This is a genomic window from Leifsonia xyli (assembly GCA_001647635.1).
GTDB classification, from domain to species: Bacteria; Actinomycetota; Actinomycetes; order Actinomycetales; family Microbacteriaceae; genus Leifsonia; species Leifsonia xyli_A.
In genome coordinates this window covers 616,396-632,797 of record CP014761.1, presented here as the reverse complement: position 1 = coordinate 632,797, position 16,402 = coordinate 616,396, and the positions used below count along the sequence as shown (strand labels likewise).

Below are 16,402 nucleotides of genomic sequence, written 5' to 3'. Positions count from 1 at the left end.
CGAAGGAGAGGCGGAGACGCTCGCGGCACTACCGGGGCGAGCCTCGTGAAGGGGGGCGGGTCGCGTGCCTGCACGCGGAAGGGGTGACACGCCTGCGTGTCGGAGAGCCGCCCCGCGCCGTCCTCGCCTGCCGAGAGAAGGGGTTTGCAGGGTAGGGGCGGGGCGGAAGATTCGAGGAGCTACTCGGAGTAGCTGGACGGTGTGCGGACGCTGCCGACGAAGCCGCCGGGGTAGCCTGTCGCGGCGCGGCGGATCGTGGCTATCTCTCGGGCGGTCAGGTAGACGCCGGAGGAGACCGCGAGGGTCGCGGATCGTTCGCCCTGCGTCTCGGTCACGAAGCCGCGGGGGTTCTCGAACTCGCGGCGGGCGGCCTTGAGGATGACGAGGGTGACGACCGGCGGGCACTTGGTGAGCCATGCGTCGCCTGCGGCGGGCGTGACCTCGGCAAGCGCGAGCGCCGTAGCGTCGTCGAGCGCTGCGGAGGCTCGGGCGGTGTCGAGGCCGTCGAGGCCGTCGGCGGCGATGCCGAGACGCGACGTGAGCGCCGAGAGCGGCGGGGGAAGTGCGGGCACGGTGCCTCCTCGGGGAACGAAGAAGGGCCGCCCACGCGACTCCGTGCGTGAACGGCCCTAGCGTCCGGGAAGAGCGGTCCGGACAGGCTTGTAGGAGAGCGCCTAGGAAGGGATCACTCCTACAGATGAAGAGGCACTCAGCCCCGCGTTACGCGGCACGGCGATCGCGGGCGGCCTGAGAGCGACATTCAAGGCATTGCGAGTCCACGGCGAGCGGCCGGGAAGAGGCGGTACCGAACGCGGAGAGGTCGAGGCGACGGCCGCAGGAGGTGCACGACTTCGCCGACCGCCGTTGTAGATCGCGGAGCGTGTAAACGGCCGGCCCGGGGTCTACGTCGAAGCTCGCCGCGAGCTTGACGAGTTCCGCCTCAAGATCGGTGCGCGGGGCGAGCGGGTCCTCAGAGTCCGCGTCGGGAGCGTCGTCGACCGTGGGATTGAACGCGCCGAGCGCGCGGCGCATCTTCGTCAGCGCTGCGGCGTGGGTCTTGTCGACGGTGCGCTTGTCGATGCCGAGCGTTGCTGCGACCTCTTCCGGGACGGCGGGGTTGAAGCCGCCGAAGCCGTACATGAGACGGACGACCATCTTCTCCTCGGAAGTGAGCGCCGCGAGGGCGTACTCGGCGAGGAGGCGGTCCTCGATCGCTGAGACGGGCGTGTCGCCGTCGGCGTCGACGGCGTAGTCGTGAATGAGGTTGCCGTCGGCGTCCTCGGCGAAGAGGGACTCAACGGGGCGGAGCGCCTTGAGCGCGGCGTCGAAGGTCTCGGGCGAGACTTCCTTGTCCAGCTTTGCCAGTTCGCGGGCGCGGTCGGCGTCGCCTCCGGCGGCCTTGAGCAGCGCTTGCACGCGCTCTTGAGTCTTCGGAGGGACGGCAAGGAGGGCGTGGGTGTTCACGTGCGTTGCCCGGGCGAGGTAGCGGGGAGAATGCCCGCGAGGCGGTCGATCTTGCAGTCGTGCACGGCCTCGGTGAAGAGGAAGAGGAGGTCGGCTTGCAGGTCGTCGGCTCTCTCGCCGTAGGCGCGTCCCGAGGCGCGGAGCATCGCGCCGGAGTAGGAGCGCTTGAGGAGAGGCGAGTAGGCACGGAGGAGCCGGTCAAAGGCGTCGGCGTCGCCGGACTGGGCGGCGTCGATGACGCGGCGCTCCTCCGCGGGTGTCGTGATCGACTCGGCGGCAGCGTAGCCGGTGAAGAGAGTTCGGGGGTCAAGGCGGGGCATCGGAGAGTTCCTAGGCTCGGAGGTCGGAGCGCTGCGCCCGGCGGGCGGCGCTTCCCTGACGGAATGACGGAACTTTCGTCAGTTGGCATCCGCCCATATATATAGAGAGAAATTCGCTCATTGAGTGGATACCTGACTGACGTTTGTTTCGTCAGATCGTCAGGCTTAGAGGCCGATCCGGCGCTTCCCGCGCTCGGAGGCCTCCCATGTAGAGGCACTCAAATGCGCCGCTACTGCCCGCGAACGCGAAGAGGCCCCCTCGGCGAGGAGGGGGCCTTTAGGGTTGAGACGGGGACGAGGGCGATAGGCGCGCTCTCGTCCCCTCTCAGCGGAGGTAGCCGAGCACTTCGGCTGCCGAGCGCGACATCGTCGATCCGTCGGCGAAGGTCAGGCCGTTCGGGATGAACTGGCCCGGCCGCTCCGGCGCAGAGATGCGCGGGTCAAGCGCGATCGCGAGGAGGTCGAGTTCGGGGGTCTCGTCGTAGTTGGGCATGGGTGTTTCCTCTCTTTTTGGTGGCTAGCTATTCCAGTGGAAGACAACTCGCTCCTCGTGGGAGCGTGGATAGACGCTGACGTGGTCTAGTGCATCGAGAAGCATCGTGCGCTTGCGTTCCGTATCGGCGTCGGCCCACGTCTCGGCGAACGTGCGGCCGGTTTGGACGACCTCGACGGATCGAGTCGGCTTTACCGCCTGTAGCTCCGCGCGACGCTTCTTGAGGTCGCCGATCGAGGCGAGTACGGCGTCGGCCTCGTCGCCGTCGAGCGCGGCCCAGCGGGCGGTCTCCGCTGTGATCTGCTCGGAGACAGCCGCGAGGAGAGCGGCTGTGGCCGGGTCGCTGAGGTGCTCGATGACCTTGACCTCGGGGCGTGGCCGCGTGCTTTGAGGTAGAGGCCCGTGACCATGTCCTCGACCAGCTTCGCGTCGATGCGCGGTTGTGTGCACTTGATACCGTGCGCCACCGCGGAGCACTGATAGTACGGGACCTCGCGCGAGACCTTCGCATACATCTTGGTACCGCAGAGGCCGCAGTAGGCGACGCCGGAGAGAAGGCGGGCCGCGCGTCGCTTGGCGTTCTGACCGCGCTTCTCGGAAAAGCGCTCCCGGATGCGCAGGACCGTGTCCAGGTCGAGGATCGGCTCGAAGGGAGTGAGCGGGAGACCCGTTGTCGCGTCGGTTACTGGGCGACCTCCGAAGCTCACGCGCCCTAGCAAGTGGTCCGAGGTCCAGGTGTCGCGGATGCGCGGCGAGGACCATACGCCCGTGTCGAGACCCGTCGGGTTGGTGCCCGCGAGGACGGCTCGGCGGTAGGGGGAGCGCGCGCGGGCGAAGCCGCGTTCGGTCAGGTCGGTAGCGATCTTGACAGTGCTCTCGCCGTCGACGAGGCGCTCTGCTACCTCGCGAATGACCTCGGCCTCCTCTTCGATAACGATGAGACCTCGTCCGGCCGGAAGGGTCGGGTGCGGACCGGTCTTGTAGCCGAGGGGCGGCGTGCCGTAGCCGGGATTGCGCCCCTCCCGCCGCATACGGTCACGGGCGGCGATCTGCCGGGCGCGGGTGCGGTCGCGCTCCTTCTTGGCGACGTCGGCGGCGAAGGCGAGTTGCATCTCCCAGTTATCGCGGTCGGAGCGGATGCCCTCACGCTCGGCGACGAAGAGAGCGGGGCGGCCGGACTCCTCGCGCTCGCGGATGAGGCGGATGACATCCGCGGCCTTTTCGATGCCTTGCCGACTCCATCGGTCATAGGCGTAGACGGCGAGGACGTCGGCGTCGCCGCGAGCTACCATGTCGAAGGCCGCTTGTGCCTTGGCGCGCTCCTTGCCGCCGGAGAGGCCGTTGTCTTCGTAGACCTTGACGACCTCCCATCCTTCCCGGGCGGCGATAGCGGTTAGGTCGTCGTGCTGCCCGGCGACCGAGGTCGACAGGGCAGACTCTTTGCTGAGGCGGACATAGAGCACTGCGCGGGGGCGCGAAGTGGCAGGCGTCTCGGTCATGAGTCGAGCGTATCAGTTAGGTGCGCTACAAGAACTTCGGCAAGTAAGCCGCGCGGCTCCTGCCGCTGCACGAAGGCCCCCGTCCGCTGGACGGGGGCCTTCGGCGTTGCGGGGCGGGAGTCAGGAGCCCTGGTAGTAGACGTTCGGGTTGGCGGCGACGGCCGCGATGATGATGATCGAGACGATGATGCCGAGGGCGAGCGCGACGAAGCCGATGATGATCGCGGCGAGGGCGAGGCCGCGGCCCTGCTCGCCGGTGCGCTTGATCTGCGACAAGGCGATGAAGCCCAGGATGATGCCCAGGATGCTGATGAAGAACGTCGCGATGAAGGCGACGATCGCCAGCACGTTCCAGCCCCGCTGCGCAGGAGCGCCGTAGGACTGCTGGTACTGGGGCTGCTGCTGCGGAGGGAGAGGCTGCGGGTTCAGGTTGGAGTCGCTCATGGCCCACAGGGTAACGGGCCAGCGCATACCGCTACCAGCCCCCGCATGCGGGGGAACCGCAACCAGAAGCGGTCAACGCAGAGGCCAGGCGCCCGAGGTGGTGAACTCGGGGTCGCGCTCGCGCCGCATGTACTCCTGGAAGTCAGCCGCCTGCTCCCGGCACCAGTCGACCTGGCGCAGGTGCAGCTCCGCCGCCTCCAGGGCGAGGGCGTCGGCGTGGATGCGCGCGAGCGCCTGCGCGACCCGGCCGGCGGCGATCGCGTCCGCGCCGGCGTCGTGGGCGGCGAGCAGGTCGACGCCGTAGTGGGTCGCGGTCACGGTGAGGGTGCGCTTGCCGCGGCGGAACTTGTCCACGGCCTTGTCGATCACCAGCGGGTCGATGATCGGTCCGGGGGAGACCAGCGGCGCCACGCCGTAGCGCCGGGCCTCGCGGTCGAGGAGGGTGAAGTCGTAGGGCGCGTTGTAGGCGACGACCGGGATGTCGCGGTCGAAGAGGCTGCGCAGCTGCTCGACGATCGCGGCGACACCGTGGGCCGGATCCATCCCCAGCTCACGCGCGCGCTCGGTCGTGATGCCGTGCACCGCGGTCGCCTCGGACGGGATCTCGACGCCCGGGTCGAGGATCCAGTCGCGGCGGTGCAGCACCTCACCGGTCTCGTCGAGCAGGCCGACGTGGGCGGTGACGATGCGAGCGGACTCCACGTCGATCCCCGTGGTCTCCAGATCGAAGACCCCCAGCCGGTGGTGCCAGTTGCTCATACCCCAACGCTAAGCACCCCCACTGTCACTCCGACGGATCACACGCCGAAGGGCAGGTAGTTGCTCGACACGCCGGTGGAGCGCGCAACTACCTGCACTTCACGGAACGGGTGGGAGGGGGAGGGGAGGGGGAGCGGGTGGGGAGGGAAGCGGTCAGTCGCGGCGCGGCTCGATGTGCAGCCAGTAGAAGTTCTGCGTGCCGAGGGTCAGGGTGAAGCGGCCGTCCTCCGCCACAGTCGGGAACTCCGCCCCGCCGAACAGGTCGTACAGCGTCCGCCCGGCGAACTCGGGCGCCTCCAGCGTCACCGACACGGGATTGTGCGCGAACGAGAACACGCACAGCACGTCCTCCGGCTGGTCGCCGAAGTGCGTCCCGCTGCCCCCGTACGAGCGGATGAACGCGAGCACGGACTCGTGGTCGGTCGGCAGCACGCGGATGTCGCCCAGCCCGAACACGGGGTGCGCCTTGCGCACGTGGATGACGTTGCGGATCCAGTGCAGCAGCGACCGGGACTGCGCGAGCTGCGCCTCCACGTTCACCTGGTTGTAGTGGAAGACCAGCGACTGCACCACCGGCAGGTAGAGCTTGCCCGGGTCGGCGCTGGAGAAGCCGGCGTTGCGGTCCGGCGTCCACTGCATCGGGGTGCGGGAGCTGTCGCGGTCGGGCAGCCAGATGTTGTCGCCCATCCCGATCTCGTCGCCGTAGTAGAGGAACGGGCTGCCGGGCAGCGAGAACAGCAGCGCGTGGGCGAGCTCCAGCTCGGCGCGGGAGTTGTCGAGCAGCGGGGCGAGGCGGCGGCGGATGCCGATGTTGGCGCGCATCCGCGGGTCGTAGGCGTACCAGCCGTACATCGCCTGGCGGTACTCCTCGCTCACCATCTCGAGCGTCAGCTCGTCGTGGTTGCGCAGGAAGACGCCCCAGGCTGCCCCCTCGGGCACGTCGGTGGTCTCGGACAGCACCCGGACCAGCTCGCTGGCCTGCTGCGACCGCAGCGCGTAGAAGATGCGAGGCATGACGGGGAAGTCGAAGGCCATGTGGCACTCCGGCTCCTCCTCGCTGCCGAAGAAGGCGGCGACCTCGCGCGGCCACTGGTTGGCCTCGGCGATCATGATGCGGCCCGGGTACTCGCGATCGACCCACTCGCGCAGCCGGATGATGAACTCGTGGGTCTTCGGCTCGCCCTCGCCGTTGCCCTCGTCGGACTCGTACAGGTAGGGGATGGCGTCGAGCCGGAAGCCGTCGACGCCGAGGTCGAGCCAGAACTTGACGATGTCGTACATCGCCTCGTGGACGGCAGGGTTCTCGAAGTTGAGGTCGGGCTGGTGCGAGAAGAACCGGTGGAAGTAGTACTGGCGCCGGGCCTCGTCGAACGCCCAGTTGGAGTCCTCGGTGTCGACGAAGATGATGCGGATGTCCGGCCACTTGTCGTCGGTGTCGTTCCACACGTAGAAGTCGCCGTAGGGGCCCTCGGGGTCGGACCGGGACTGCTGGAACCACTCGTGCTGGTCGGACGTGTGGTTGATCGGCAGGTCGATGATGATGCGCATGTTGCGCTCGTGCGCCTTGGTGACGAGCTCGCGGAACTCGTCGATCGTCCCGAACTCGGGCAGGATCGCCTTGAAGTCGGACACGTCGTACCCGCCGTCGCGCAGCGGCGACTGGAAGAACGGCGGAAGCCAGAGGGCGTCGATGCCGAGCCACTGCAGGTAGTCGAGCTTGGAGGTGAGCCCCGAGATGTCGCCCGACCCGTCGCCGTTGCTGTCGACGAACGACCGCACCATGACCTCGTAGAAGACCGACCGGCGGTACCACTGGGGATCGAGGGCGAGTCCGGGCAGCGTGATGGGCGCGGTGAAACTCACGGTTCTCCTTGGGGGCGAAGAGGTGGGTGCAAACGATTACAACCAGTGAAGTCTAAGGTTCATTCGGGCTCCCGCGCGCCTCGGTTGCCTAGACTGTCGGACGATGTCCATCACCTCCCCTTACGCCGCCGACCTCGAGCGCGTCCCCGTCCGCGAGGGGGCCCTCGGCATCCTCGGCTCGACCACCCGGTTCTGGGACTACGGCGACCCGGATGCGGACACGACGCTGGTGCTCGTGCACGGCTTCCGCGGGGATCACCACGGCCTGGAGCCGGTGGTCGCGCAGCTGCGCGGCGTGCGGATGGTGTCGCCCGACCTCCCCGGGTTCGGGGAGTCGACGCCGATGACCGAGGCGGCGCACGACATCGACGGGTACGGCCGCTGGCTGCGGGAGTTCGTGGCCGGGCTGGAGCTGCCCGCGGGAGGCCGTGTGGTGCTGCTGGGCCACTCGTTCGGGTCGATCGTGGTGTCGGGCTCGCTGGCGAGCACCGCATCCGTCGCCGCCCGCCCGGATGCCGTCGTCCTCGTGAACCCGATCGGGCAGCCCGCGCTCGAGGGCCCGCGCGGCATCTTCACGCGCCTCGCGATCTTCTACTACTGGCTCGCCGCCGCGCTGCCCGAGCGCCTCGGATTCGGGCTGCTGCGCAACCGCGTCATCGTGCGCGTCATGAGCATGGCGATGGCCAAGACGAAGGATGCGTCCCTCCGCCGCTGGATCCACGACCAGCACGACCGGTACTTCTCCGCGTTCAGCGACCGCCGGGTGGTGCTGGAGGCGTTCCGCGCGTCCGTCTCCCACGATGTGAGCGAGTACGCGGCGCGCATCCCCGAGCGGACGCTCCTGGTCGCCGCCGAGAAGGACGACATCACGCCGATCGAGGCCGAGTTCCGGCTGCAGACGCTGTTCCCGGACGCGGAGCTGGTCGTCATCCCGGATGTCGGGCACCTCATCCACTACGAGACGCCGGTCTCGGCAGCCGAGGCGATCGAGCGGTTCCTGGGGGAGCCGGCGTGAAGATCCTCTTCGACTGCCGTTACACCCGCATCGGGCGTCACGACGGCATCAGCCGCTACACCGCGGGCGTCGTGACGGCGCTGGCCAAGCTGCACCCGGTGACCATGCTGATCAGCGACCACCGCCAGCTGGAGCTGCTGCCCGACCTGCCGTGGGAGCTCATCCCGTCGCCGACGTCGGCGGGGGAGCCGTGGGTCGCCCGGACGGTCAACAAGCTCGACCCGGACATCGTCTTCACCCCGATGCAGACGATGGGCGGCTTCGGCCGCAAGTACCGGCTCGTGCTGACGGTCCACGACCTCATCTACTACCGGCACCCGACGCCGCCGCGCGACCTGCCGGCGTTCGTGCGCGGGCTGTGGCGGCTCTACCACCTGGCGTGGTGGCCGCAGCGGATGCTGCTGAACCGCTCCGACGCGGTGGTCACGGTGTCGGAGACGACCAAGGGACTCATCGCCGAGCATCACCTGACCAAGAAGCCGGTCTACGTCGTGCCGAACGCGGCCGACATGCCCGCGATCGCCCCGGGCCGCGCCGAGCGCACCGCGCCCGAGTCGAAGAGCCTGGTCTACATGGGCTCGTTCATGCCGTACAAGAACGTGGACACGCTGGTGCGGGCGGCGGCGCTGCTGCCGGACTACACGCTCCACCTGATGAGCCGCGTCTCCGACGACGAGCGTCAGCGGTTGTCCGAGCTGGCTCCCAGCGCGCGCATCGTCTTCCACGACGGCGCGAGCGACGAGGAGTACGCGGAAACGCTGGCCGCAGCGACCGCCCTCGTGACGGCGTCGCACGACGAGGGCTTCGGCATCCCGCTGGTGGAGGCGATGGAGCTCGGGACGCCCGTGGTCGTCAGCGACATCCCGATCTTCCGTGAGATCGGCGGCGAGGCCGCGCTGTTCTTCTCCGCGGACGACGCCGAGGAGCTCGCGGCCCGTGTGCGCCACCTGGAGGAGGACGGCGTGTGGGCCGCGCGGTCGGCCGCCGGTCGCGCGCAGGCCCAGCGGTACACCTGGGACGGGTCGGCCCGGCACCTGCTCACCGTGCTGGAGACGACCGCGGCGCGCTCGCGCTGACGGCACCCGTCACATCACTGACGCGGTGAACAGGTCGCGGTCCTCTGGCCCGAGGTTGAAGCGGTCGAGGGTCAGCTCGCCGTCGTCGTAGATGAAGCGGTGCACCGAGCCGTTGGGGATGAGCTCACCGGGGCCGGGCAGCGCATGATCGGTCACGTGCCGCACCAGCGATGAGATCACGCCGCCGTGGCTGACGACGATGACGTTCTCGCCGGGATGCCGCTCGCCCAGCTCGCGGAGGGCCGGCAGGGCACGTGCGACGACCTCGTCGCGGGTCTCCCGGCCGGGGACGGGCATCCCGTCGGGCCAGCGGTCGAGGATCTGCTCGCCGGTCAGCCCCTCGGCCTCGCCGTAGTTGCGCTCGGCGACGGCGGGCAGGCGGCCCGGATCGCCGAGGCCGACGTGGCCGGCGATGATCCGCGCGGTCTCGAGGGCGCGCGAGAGCGGGCTCGCGTAGATCGCGTCGAACCGGCCGCCCGAGAGGGCGCGTCCTGTCGTCTCCGCCTGGGCGCGGCCCGTGTCGTTGAGCGGGATGTCGCTGGAGCCCTGGATGCGCTTCGCGAGGTTCCAGTCGGTCTGACCGTGCCGAACGAGGGAGATGAAGGTCACGCGCGTCCTTTCGCCGCGGGACGCGGGTGCTCCTTCGTTCAGCCGAGCCGTGTGGCGAGCTCGACGAGCGTCTCCGTCGTCCCGCCGTCCAGCTTAATGGTCGCGCGGCCGTCGCCCTTGGTCTGGCCCCGGTTGACGATGACGATGGGGAGGCGGCGGCGCCGGGCCTCCTCGAGCAGCCGGATGCCGGAGTTGACGACCAGCGAGGAGCCGGCGATCAGGAGCGCCTCCGCCGAGCGGACCAGGGCGCTGGCCTCGCGGTACTTCTCGGCCGGGACGAACTCGCCGAAGAACACCACGTCCGGCTTGAGGTGACCGCCGCAGACCGTGCAGTCGGGGACGACGAAGGCGTCGATGTCGGTGACGATCGCGTCGCCGTCCGGCGCGATCTCCACGGCGCCCTCGGTGTCGAGCCACGGGTTGGCGGCGTCGATGCGCGCGGTGATCGCCTCGCGCGCGAAGATCTGGCCGCAGACCAGGCAGAGCACCCGATCCATCGCGCCGTGCAGGTCGACGACGCGGCGCGAGCCCGCCTGCTTGTGCAGACCGTCGACGTTCTGCGTGATGACGCCGTTCGCCGCGCCGGCGGCCTCCAGCCGGGCGAGCGCACGGTGGCCGGCGTTCGGATGCGCGGCCGCGAACCGGCGGTAGCCGAGGTGGCTGCCGGCCCAGTAGCGCTTGCGGAAGCGGTCGTCGGCGAGGAACTGCTGGAACGTCATCGGCGTGCGCTTCGGCGCGCCCTCGCCGCGGTAGTCCGGGATGCCGGAGTCGGTCGACACGCCCGCACCGGTCAGCACCGCGAAGCGGCGACCGCTCAGGAGCTCGACGGTCTGGTCGATGCCGCGCGCCAGCTCCGGCGGGAGCTCGGTCGTCAGCGTGGTCACAGGCACCTCCAGGTCCTCCTCCACTCTAAACACCCCAGTTTTCGGATTTGTTTCGTCGGCCTGGCAATGTGGACGCCATGCTCCTGCACCGCATCGACGACCTGGAGGCCGACGGCCTCGCCGACTACTCCCGCCTGACCGACGTGGCGCTGCGCCGTGTGAGCGAGCCCGCGGGCGGTCTGTACATCGCCGAGTCGACCAAGGTGATCACGCGGGCGCTGGCCGCCGGGCACCGACCGCGGTCCGTGCTGCTGCAGGAGCAGTGGCTGCCGGACATCGAGCCGCTGCTGGAGCCGTATCCCGACGTGCCGGTGTTCGTCGGGTCGGCCGACGTGCTGGAACGGCTGACCGGGTACCACCTGCACCGGGGCGCCCTGGCGGCGATGCACCGTCCGGAACTGCCTGCTCCCGCCGACCTGCTGCGGGATGCGCGGCGCGTGGTCGTGCTCGAGGACATCGTCGACCACACCAACGTCGGCGCCATCTTCCGCGCCGTTGCCGGCCTCGGCGCCGACGCCGTTCTCGTCACGCCGCGCTGCGCCGACCCGCTCTACCGGCGCAGCGTCCGGGTGAGCATGGGCACCGTGCTGCAGGTGCCGTGGACGCGGCTGCCCGAGTGGGATGACGCGGTCCCGCTGCTGCACGACGCCGGCTTCGACATCGCCGCGCTGGCACTCGCCGACGACGCGGTCACCCTCGACGAGTACGCCGCCGCGCCGCCGGAGCGGATCGCGATGGTCTTCGGCGCCGAGGGGGACGGGCTGAGCCGCCGGGCGCTGGCCGCGGCGGATACCGTGGTCACCATCCCGATGCTGCACGGGGTCGACTCGCTCAACGTCGCGTCCGCGTCGGCTGTCGCATTGTGGGCGCTGCGCGCGCGTTCTCAGCAGTCGCATCGGTAGCCGCCGCTAAAATCCGAGGGTGCCCCAGCAAGTCCTCGCCGATCCGCCGCGCCGTGTCTCACGGAAGGTGTACCGCCGTCGCCGGATCGTCGTCTTCGGGCTGCTGACCGCCATCCTGGTCGCGTTCGTCTACGTCGTCGGGTCGCTCGTCGCTCCGGTGCCCGCGACCGCCGCGGTCACCGCCCACGACAAGACGATCGCGCAGCCCGCGGCGCAGCTCGCCTGGCCCGGCTACGGATCGGCCGCGATCGTCGCGCCCGACTATCCCGGCGCGTCGGCCGCGCACGGCAGCGCGGCGAGCGTGCCGATCGCGAGCATCACGAAGACGATCACCGCGCTCCTGGTGCTCGAGAAGAAGCCGCTCAACGGCGACGATCAGGGACCGGAGATCGCCTTCACGCAGCGCGATGTCGACATCTGGAACCAGGTCATCGGCGCCGGCGGCTCGTGGGCGCCCGTCGTCGCAGGCACCTCGATGACCGAGAAGCAGGCGCTCGAGGCGATGCTGCTCCCTTCGGCGAACAACTACGCCATCTCGCTCGCGAACTGGGCCTACGGCTCGACCGACGCCTACGTGAAGGCCGCGAACGACTGGCTGGCGCAGAAGGGCTTCACCGGCACGAAGATCACCACGCCGGACGGCCTGGACCCGGGCAACGTCAGCACCACGAAGGACCTCATCGGGATCGGCAAGCTCGTGCTGGCTTCGCCGGCGCTGTCGTCGATCGTGTCGCAGAAGACCGTGACGCTGCCGGGCGCCGGTGCTCAGGACAACACCAACACCCTCCTCGGCTTCGAGGGCATGGACGGCATCAAGACCGGCAACACGGACGAGGCGGGCAACTGCCTCCTCTTCTCGGCGCAGGTGCCCGTCGGTTCCACGAAGGTGCGCGTCCTCGGCGTCGTGCTCGGCGCGCCGACCCACGACGACCTCTGGGCGGGCGTGCAGGCGCTGCTGACCAGCGTCAAGGACGGCTTCCACCAGGTGACGCCGGTCGAGAAGGGTCAGGTGTTCGGCACGTACACGACCGCGTGGGGCGCGTCCTCGAAGCTGATCGCCACCGAGACGAAGTCGTTCGTGGTGTGGTCGGACACGCCGATCGCCGTCGACCTGCAGACGCGGCCGCTGTCATCCGGGTTCACCGGTGACATCCTCGGACAGGGCACCTTCACCCTGAACGGCAAGACCGAGACGGTGCCGCTCGCGCTCGCGAAGGACGTGCCCGATCCCGGGTTCGGCTGGCGCCTCGCGCACCCGGGTGGGCTGGGGACCTAGTCGCCCGGCTGCTCAGTCTCTGCTGATCAGGAACGGACCCGCCTCCGGGCGCTTCGCCGTGATGTGGTCGCCCGACGACTGGTGCCGGATGCGGCGGAGCACCCACGGGACCAGGTACTCCCGCGCCCACGACAGGTCCTCCGACCGCGCCTGACGCCAGGTGCGAGGCGGCAGCGGCTCCGGATCCATCGGCTGCAGGTCGTTCTCGACGTTCAGCGCGGCCAGCACCATGCGGGCGACCGTGTGGTGGCCGAGCGGCGCCAGGTGGAGGCGGTCGGGCGCCCACATGCGCGGGTCCTGGATCTCGGTCAGCGACCACTGGTCGGCCACGATGCAGTCGTAACGGGCGGCGATGGCGCGGATGTTCTCGTTGTAGATCGCCACCTTGCCGCGGATGCCGCGGAACACGGGGGAGAAGCCGACGTCGACGCCGGTGAAGACGACGACCGTCGCGCCGTCGACGCTGAGCCGCGACACGGCCTCGTCGAACAGCAGCGCGATCTGGTCGGGGTCGGTTCCCGGGCGGATGACGTCATTGCCGCCCGCCGAGAGGGTGATGAGGTCGGGGCGCAGCGCGACGGCCGCATCCACCTGCTCGTCGAGGATCTGCTTGATCAGCTTGCCGCGGACGGCGAGGTTCGCGTACGCGAAGTCGTCGGTCTTCTGGCTCAGCACCTCGGCCACGCGGTCCGCCCAGCCGCGGTGGCCGCCCGGGCTGCCGGGCTCCGGGTCGCCGATGCCTTCGGTGAACGAGTCGCCCAGAGCGACGTAGCGGGACCAGGGATGCTGAGCTTCGGCCATTGCTCCATTCTGCAACGCCCGAGGGTGTCGGTGCTCTCGGGTAGATTTGATTCAAGTGGAGACGACAGCAACACCCGAGCCGGACGAGTCCGAGCGACCCGGCGCGCACGCCGGAAGCTTCGCGGCCGAGCACCTGTCGCCGTCGTTCCCGGAGCGCGCGGCGTGGGGAACGGCGGGCAAACTCCGGGCCTGGCAGGCCGAGGCGCTCGACGCCTACTTCGTGAACGAGCCGCGCGACTTCCTCGCCGCCGCGACGCCCGGCGCCGGTAAGACGACGTTCGCCCTCCGCCTCGCCACCGAACTGCTGTCGCGCCGGGTGGTCGAGCGGGTCACCGTGGTCGCGCCGACCGAGCACCTCAAGCGCCAGTGGGCGGAGGCTGCCTCCCGGGTCGGCCTCAATCTCGACCCCGACTTCAAGAATTCCGACGGCCGATACGCACGGCACTACCGCGGGGCGGCGGTGACCTACGCACAGGTCGCAATGCGGCCATCCCTGCACAAGGACATCACCGAGGCGCACCGCACGCTGGTCATCCTCGACGAGGTCCACCACGGCGGCGACGCGCTCAGCTGGGGCGACGGCATCCGCGACGCCTTCGAGCGCGCCACGCGCCGCCTGTCGCTGACGGGTACCCCGTTCCGCTCCGACACCGCGCCGATCCCGTTCGTGACGTACCTGCCCGACCGCCAGGGCATCCGCACCTCGGTCACCGACTACAACTACGGCTACGGCCGCGCGCTGGAGGACGGCGTCGTCCGCCCGGTCATCTTCATGGTCTACGCCGGCCACATGCGCTGGCGCACCAAGACCGGCGACGAGATGGAGGCTCGCCTCGGCGAGGGCAACACCAAGGACATCACCGCGCAGGCGTGGCGCACCGCACTCGACCCGCGCGGCGAGTGGATCCCGGCGGTGCTGTCGGCCGCGGACCGCCGGCTGACCGAGGTGCGCAACTCCATCCCTGACGCCGGCGGCCTCGTCATCGCGACCGACCACTACGCCGCCCGTGCCTACGCCGACCTGCTGCAGCAGATCAGCGGCGAGCCGGTGACCGTGGTGCTCTCCGACGAGAAGGAGGCGAGCGACCGGATCGAGGCGTTCTCGAAAGGGGACTCCCGCTGGATGGTCGCGGTGCGCATGGTGTCCGAGGGCGTCGACGTGCCCCGGCTCGCGGTCGGCGTCTACGCGACGAGCGCCTCCACGCCGCTGTTCTTCGCGCAGGCGATCGGCCGCTTCGTGCGCGCCCGGCGGCGGGGCGAGACGGCATCGGTGTTCCTGCCGAACGTCCCCACTCTGATGGCGCTGGCGAACGCGATGGAGCTGGAGCGCGACCATGCGCTCGACCGCGTCGTCGAGGAGAACGCCGAGGGCGACCTGTGGAACCCCGAGGACGCGATGGTCGCCGAGGCGAACCGCGAAGAGCGGGCGTCCGAGGCTCTCACGGAGGAGTTCGCGTTCGAGGCGCTCGGCTCGGAGGCGAACTTCGACCGCGTCCTGTACGACGGCAAGGAGTTCGGCAGCTTCGCCGTGCCCGGGACGGACGAGGAGCACGACTTCATCGGACTGCCCGGCATCCTCGAACCCGAGCAGGTGCACGAGCTGCTGCTGCAGCGCCAGCAGCGGCAGGCGCGCCGTCACTCGTCACGCCCGGCCGCGGCGGAGGGGCACCCGCCCGCGCCGCTGCACCGGACGCTGAAGGAGCAGCGGCAGCTGCTCAACAGCCTGGTCGGGCTCTACTCGAAGAACTCGGGGGAGCCGCACGGCCTCATCCACGCCGAGCTCCGGCGGGTGTGCGGCGGGCCGGCGGTCGCGCAGGCGAGCGTGACCCAGCTCCAGTCGCGGATCGACTTCCTCCGCAAGCGCCTGGGCTCGCACTAGCGGCGGCCGCCCGTCGCGTCGCCGGCTACGTCGTGGCGTCGTCGCCGGCGATCTCGACGTGGATGCGGCGCAGGTCCTCCACGAGGGAGCCGATCAGCACCCAGTGCCGCGGGTCCGGAGTGGCGATGGTCAGTGGCGCGGTCAGCACCGGGACACCGGCCGTCTCCGTGCCCGGCTCGACCAGCGGTTCGTCGGGATCGCGGGTCAGCAGCCGCAGGTCGTGTGCGGCGCGGTGCAGCTCGTCACTGATGGCGTGGATGGTCGGCTCAGCGGCGAGGCTGTCGTCGTAGTGGTCGTGGTATGCGCGCGTCATCCCGAGCGTGCGGTTGATCAGCGGGCGGAGGCTGTCGAAGAGCTGCTGGTCGTGCTGCAGGTAGACGCGGTGCTTGCGCTGCCGCGGGTTGAGCGACAGGCTCTCGTCGGCCGCCGTGATCGCGGTCTGCGCCTTCGCCTCCATCGGGCGCAGCAAACGCGCCTCGATGAGCAGCGCATCCAGTTCGCCCCGGGTGTGGGTCGTGCGCAGGGCGTCGGCCAGCCGGTCGAGGGTGGACGCGGTCTCGTTGCCGAGAGCCTCGACGGCCTGACGGGCCGGAGCCGTCAGAACCGGCGGGACGATGGCGACGTTGACGACGACGCCGATCGCGGCCCCGATCACCGTCTCGACGATCCGCGCGAGCGCGTACTCGGGGTCGGAGGCGCCGATCGCGAGCACCAGCATCGCCGTGATGGGCACCTGGTTCGCGGTCCCGGGCGTCAGCCTCAGCGCCCACGCGAGCAGCACCGACACGACGACCGCCAGCAGCACGATCCAGCTGTTGGTGCCGAAGGCGAGGCCGATCAGGTAGGCGATCACGACCCCGACGATCACGCCGATGGAGCGTTCGATCGCGCGTCCGACCGACTGGTTGACGCTCGGCTGCACCACCAGCAGCGCCGCGATCGTCGCGAAGATCGGCAGCTCGCCGTGCACGAAAACGCTCGCCACCGCCCAGGCGAGGATCATGGCGACCGCCGTCTTCACGACCTGGAGGAACGGCGCCCGCGTGCTGGTCCGGATGGTGGCGGGGAGCGCGATTCCGGCCGGGAGCCGGCGCCGTCTCGTGCTGGTGCGTGCCACG

General features: G+C 70.0%; 16 protein-coding genes. 5 read left to right on the top strand and 11 right to left on the bottom strand.

The annotated features are described in order from the left end of the window. Positions 1–179: 179 nt before the first annotated feature. The 7 genes from A0130_03185 to A0130_03155 form a co-directional block, all read right to left on the bottom strand. On the bottom strand, positions 180–572 hold the full coding sequence (locus A0130_03185; protein ID ANF30818.1) for a hypothetical protein: 393 nt from the start codon (positions 570–572) through the stop codon (positions 180–182). Between the two features lie 148 nt (positions 573–720). Continuing rightward, positions 721–1,416 (bottom strand): hypothetical protein, encoded by a 696-nt coding sequence (locus A0130_03180; GenBank protein ID ANF30817.1) that lies wholly within the window; start codon positions 1,414–1,416, stop codon positions 721–723. A gap of 44 nt (positions 1,417–1,460) precedes the next feature. After that, complete coding sequence (locus A0130_03175) at positions 1,461–1,784, bottom strand: hypothetical protein (GenBank protein ANF30816.1); 324 nt, start codon at positions 1,782–1,784, stop codon at positions 1,461–1,463. 684 nt (positions 1,785–2,468) lie between these two features. Next, on the bottom strand, positions 2,469–3,740 hold the full coding sequence (locus A0130_03170; protein ANF30815.1) for a hypothetical protein: 1,272 nt from the start codon (positions 3,738–3,740) through the stop codon (positions 2,469–2,471). A 156-nt stretch (positions 3,741–3,896) separates the two neighbouring features. After that, complete coding sequence (locus A0130_03165) at positions 3,897–4,220, bottom strand: hypothetical protein (GenBank protein ANF30814.1); 324 nt, start codon at positions 4,218–4,220, stop codon at positions 3,897–3,899. Positions 4,221–4,292: 72 nt separating this feature from the next. Then, positions 4,293–4,979 (bottom strand): DNA polymerase III subunit epsilon, encoded by a 687-nt coding sequence (locus tag A0130_03160; GenBank protein ANF30813.1) that lies wholly within the window; start codon positions 4,977–4,979, stop codon positions 4,293–4,295. Positions 4,980–5,132: 153 nt separating this feature from the next. Next, on the bottom strand, positions 5,133–6,842 hold the full coding sequence (locus A0130_03155) for a trehalose synthase (GenBank protein ANF30812.1): 1,710 nt from the start codon (positions 6,840–6,842) through the stop codon (positions 5,133–5,135). A 103-nt stretch (positions 6,843–6,945) separates the two neighbouring features. On the opposite strand from A0130_03155, the gene A0130_03150 reads away from it, so the two are divergent. Together A0130_03150 and A0130_03145 are read left to right on the top strand one after the other, a co-directional pair. Next, positions 6,946–7,857, top strand: a complete 912-nt coding sequence (locus A0130_03150; GenBank protein ANF30811.1) for a hydrolase — start codon at positions 6,946–6,948, stop codon at positions 7,855–7,857. Further along, positions 7,854–8,933, top strand: coding sequence for a mannosyltransferase (locus tag A0130_03145; protein ANF30810.1), 1,080 nt, complete (start codon positions 7,854–7,856; stop codon positions 8,931–8,933). Before A0130_03150 ends, A0130_03145 begins: the two co-directional genes overlap by 4 nt. Positions 8,934–8,942: 9 nt before the next feature. Here the strand turns inward: A0130_03145 and A0130_03140 are convergent, their stop codons facing one another. Both A0130_03140 and A0130_03135 read right to left on the bottom strand, forming a co-directional pair. After that, the gene (locus A0130_03140; GenBank protein ANF30809.1) at positions 8,943–9,542 is read right to left on the bottom strand and encodes a phosphoglycerate mutase; all 600 of its coding nucleotides are present in this window, start codon (positions 9,540–9,542) and stop codon (positions 8,943–8,945) included. Positions 9,543–9,580: 38 nt separating this feature from the next. After that, positions 9,581–10,426 carry an NAD-dependent deacetylase gene (locus tag A0130_03135; GenBank protein ID ANF33271.1) on the bottom strand — a complete coding sequence of 282 codons (846 nt, stop codon included), beginning with the start codon at positions 10,424–10,426 and terminating at the stop codon, positions 9,581–9,583. Between the two features lie 77 nt (positions 10,427–10,503). Between A0130_03135 and A0130_03130 the strand changes: the two genes are divergently transcribed. Continuing rightward, positions 10,504–11,328 carry an rRNA methyltransferase gene (locus tag A0130_03130; GenBank protein ID ANF33270.1) on the top strand — a complete coding sequence of 275 codons (825 nt, stop codon included), beginning with the start codon at positions 10,504–10,506 and terminating at the stop codon, positions 11,326–11,328. A gap of 67 nt (positions 11,329–11,395) precedes the next feature. Next, positions 11,396–12,604 carry a D-alanyl-D-alanine endopeptidase gene (locus A0130_03125; protein ANF30808.1) on the top strand — a complete coding sequence of 403 codons (1,209 nt, stop codon included), beginning with the start codon at positions 11,396–11,398 and terminating at the stop codon, positions 12,602–12,604. Between the two features lie 12 nt (positions 12,605–12,616). Here the strand turns inward: A0130_03125 and A0130_03120 are convergent, their stop codons facing one another. Then, complete coding sequence (locus A0130_03120; GenBank protein ID ANF30807.1) at positions 12,617–13,405, bottom strand: SGNH hydrolase; 789 nt, start codon at positions 13,403–13,405, stop codon at positions 12,617–12,619. Positions 13,406–13,460: 55 nt separating this feature from the next. Between A0130_03120 and A0130_03115 the strand changes: the two genes are divergently transcribed. After that, positions 13,461–15,284 carry a hypothetical protein gene (locus A0130_03115; GenBank protein ID ANF30806.1) on the top strand — a complete coding sequence of 608 codons (1,824 nt, stop codon included), beginning with the start codon at positions 13,461–13,463 and terminating at the stop codon, positions 15,282–15,284. A 25-nt stretch (positions 15,285–15,309) separates the two neighbouring features. Here the strand turns inward: A0130_03115 and A0130_03110 are convergent, their stop codons facing one another. Beyond that, positions 15,310–16,359, bottom strand: coding sequence for a hypothetical protein (locus A0130_03110; GenBank protein ID ANF33269.1), 1,050 nt, complete (start codon positions 16,357–16,359; stop codon positions 15,310–15,312). Positions 16,360–16,402 lie beyond the last annotated feature (43 nt).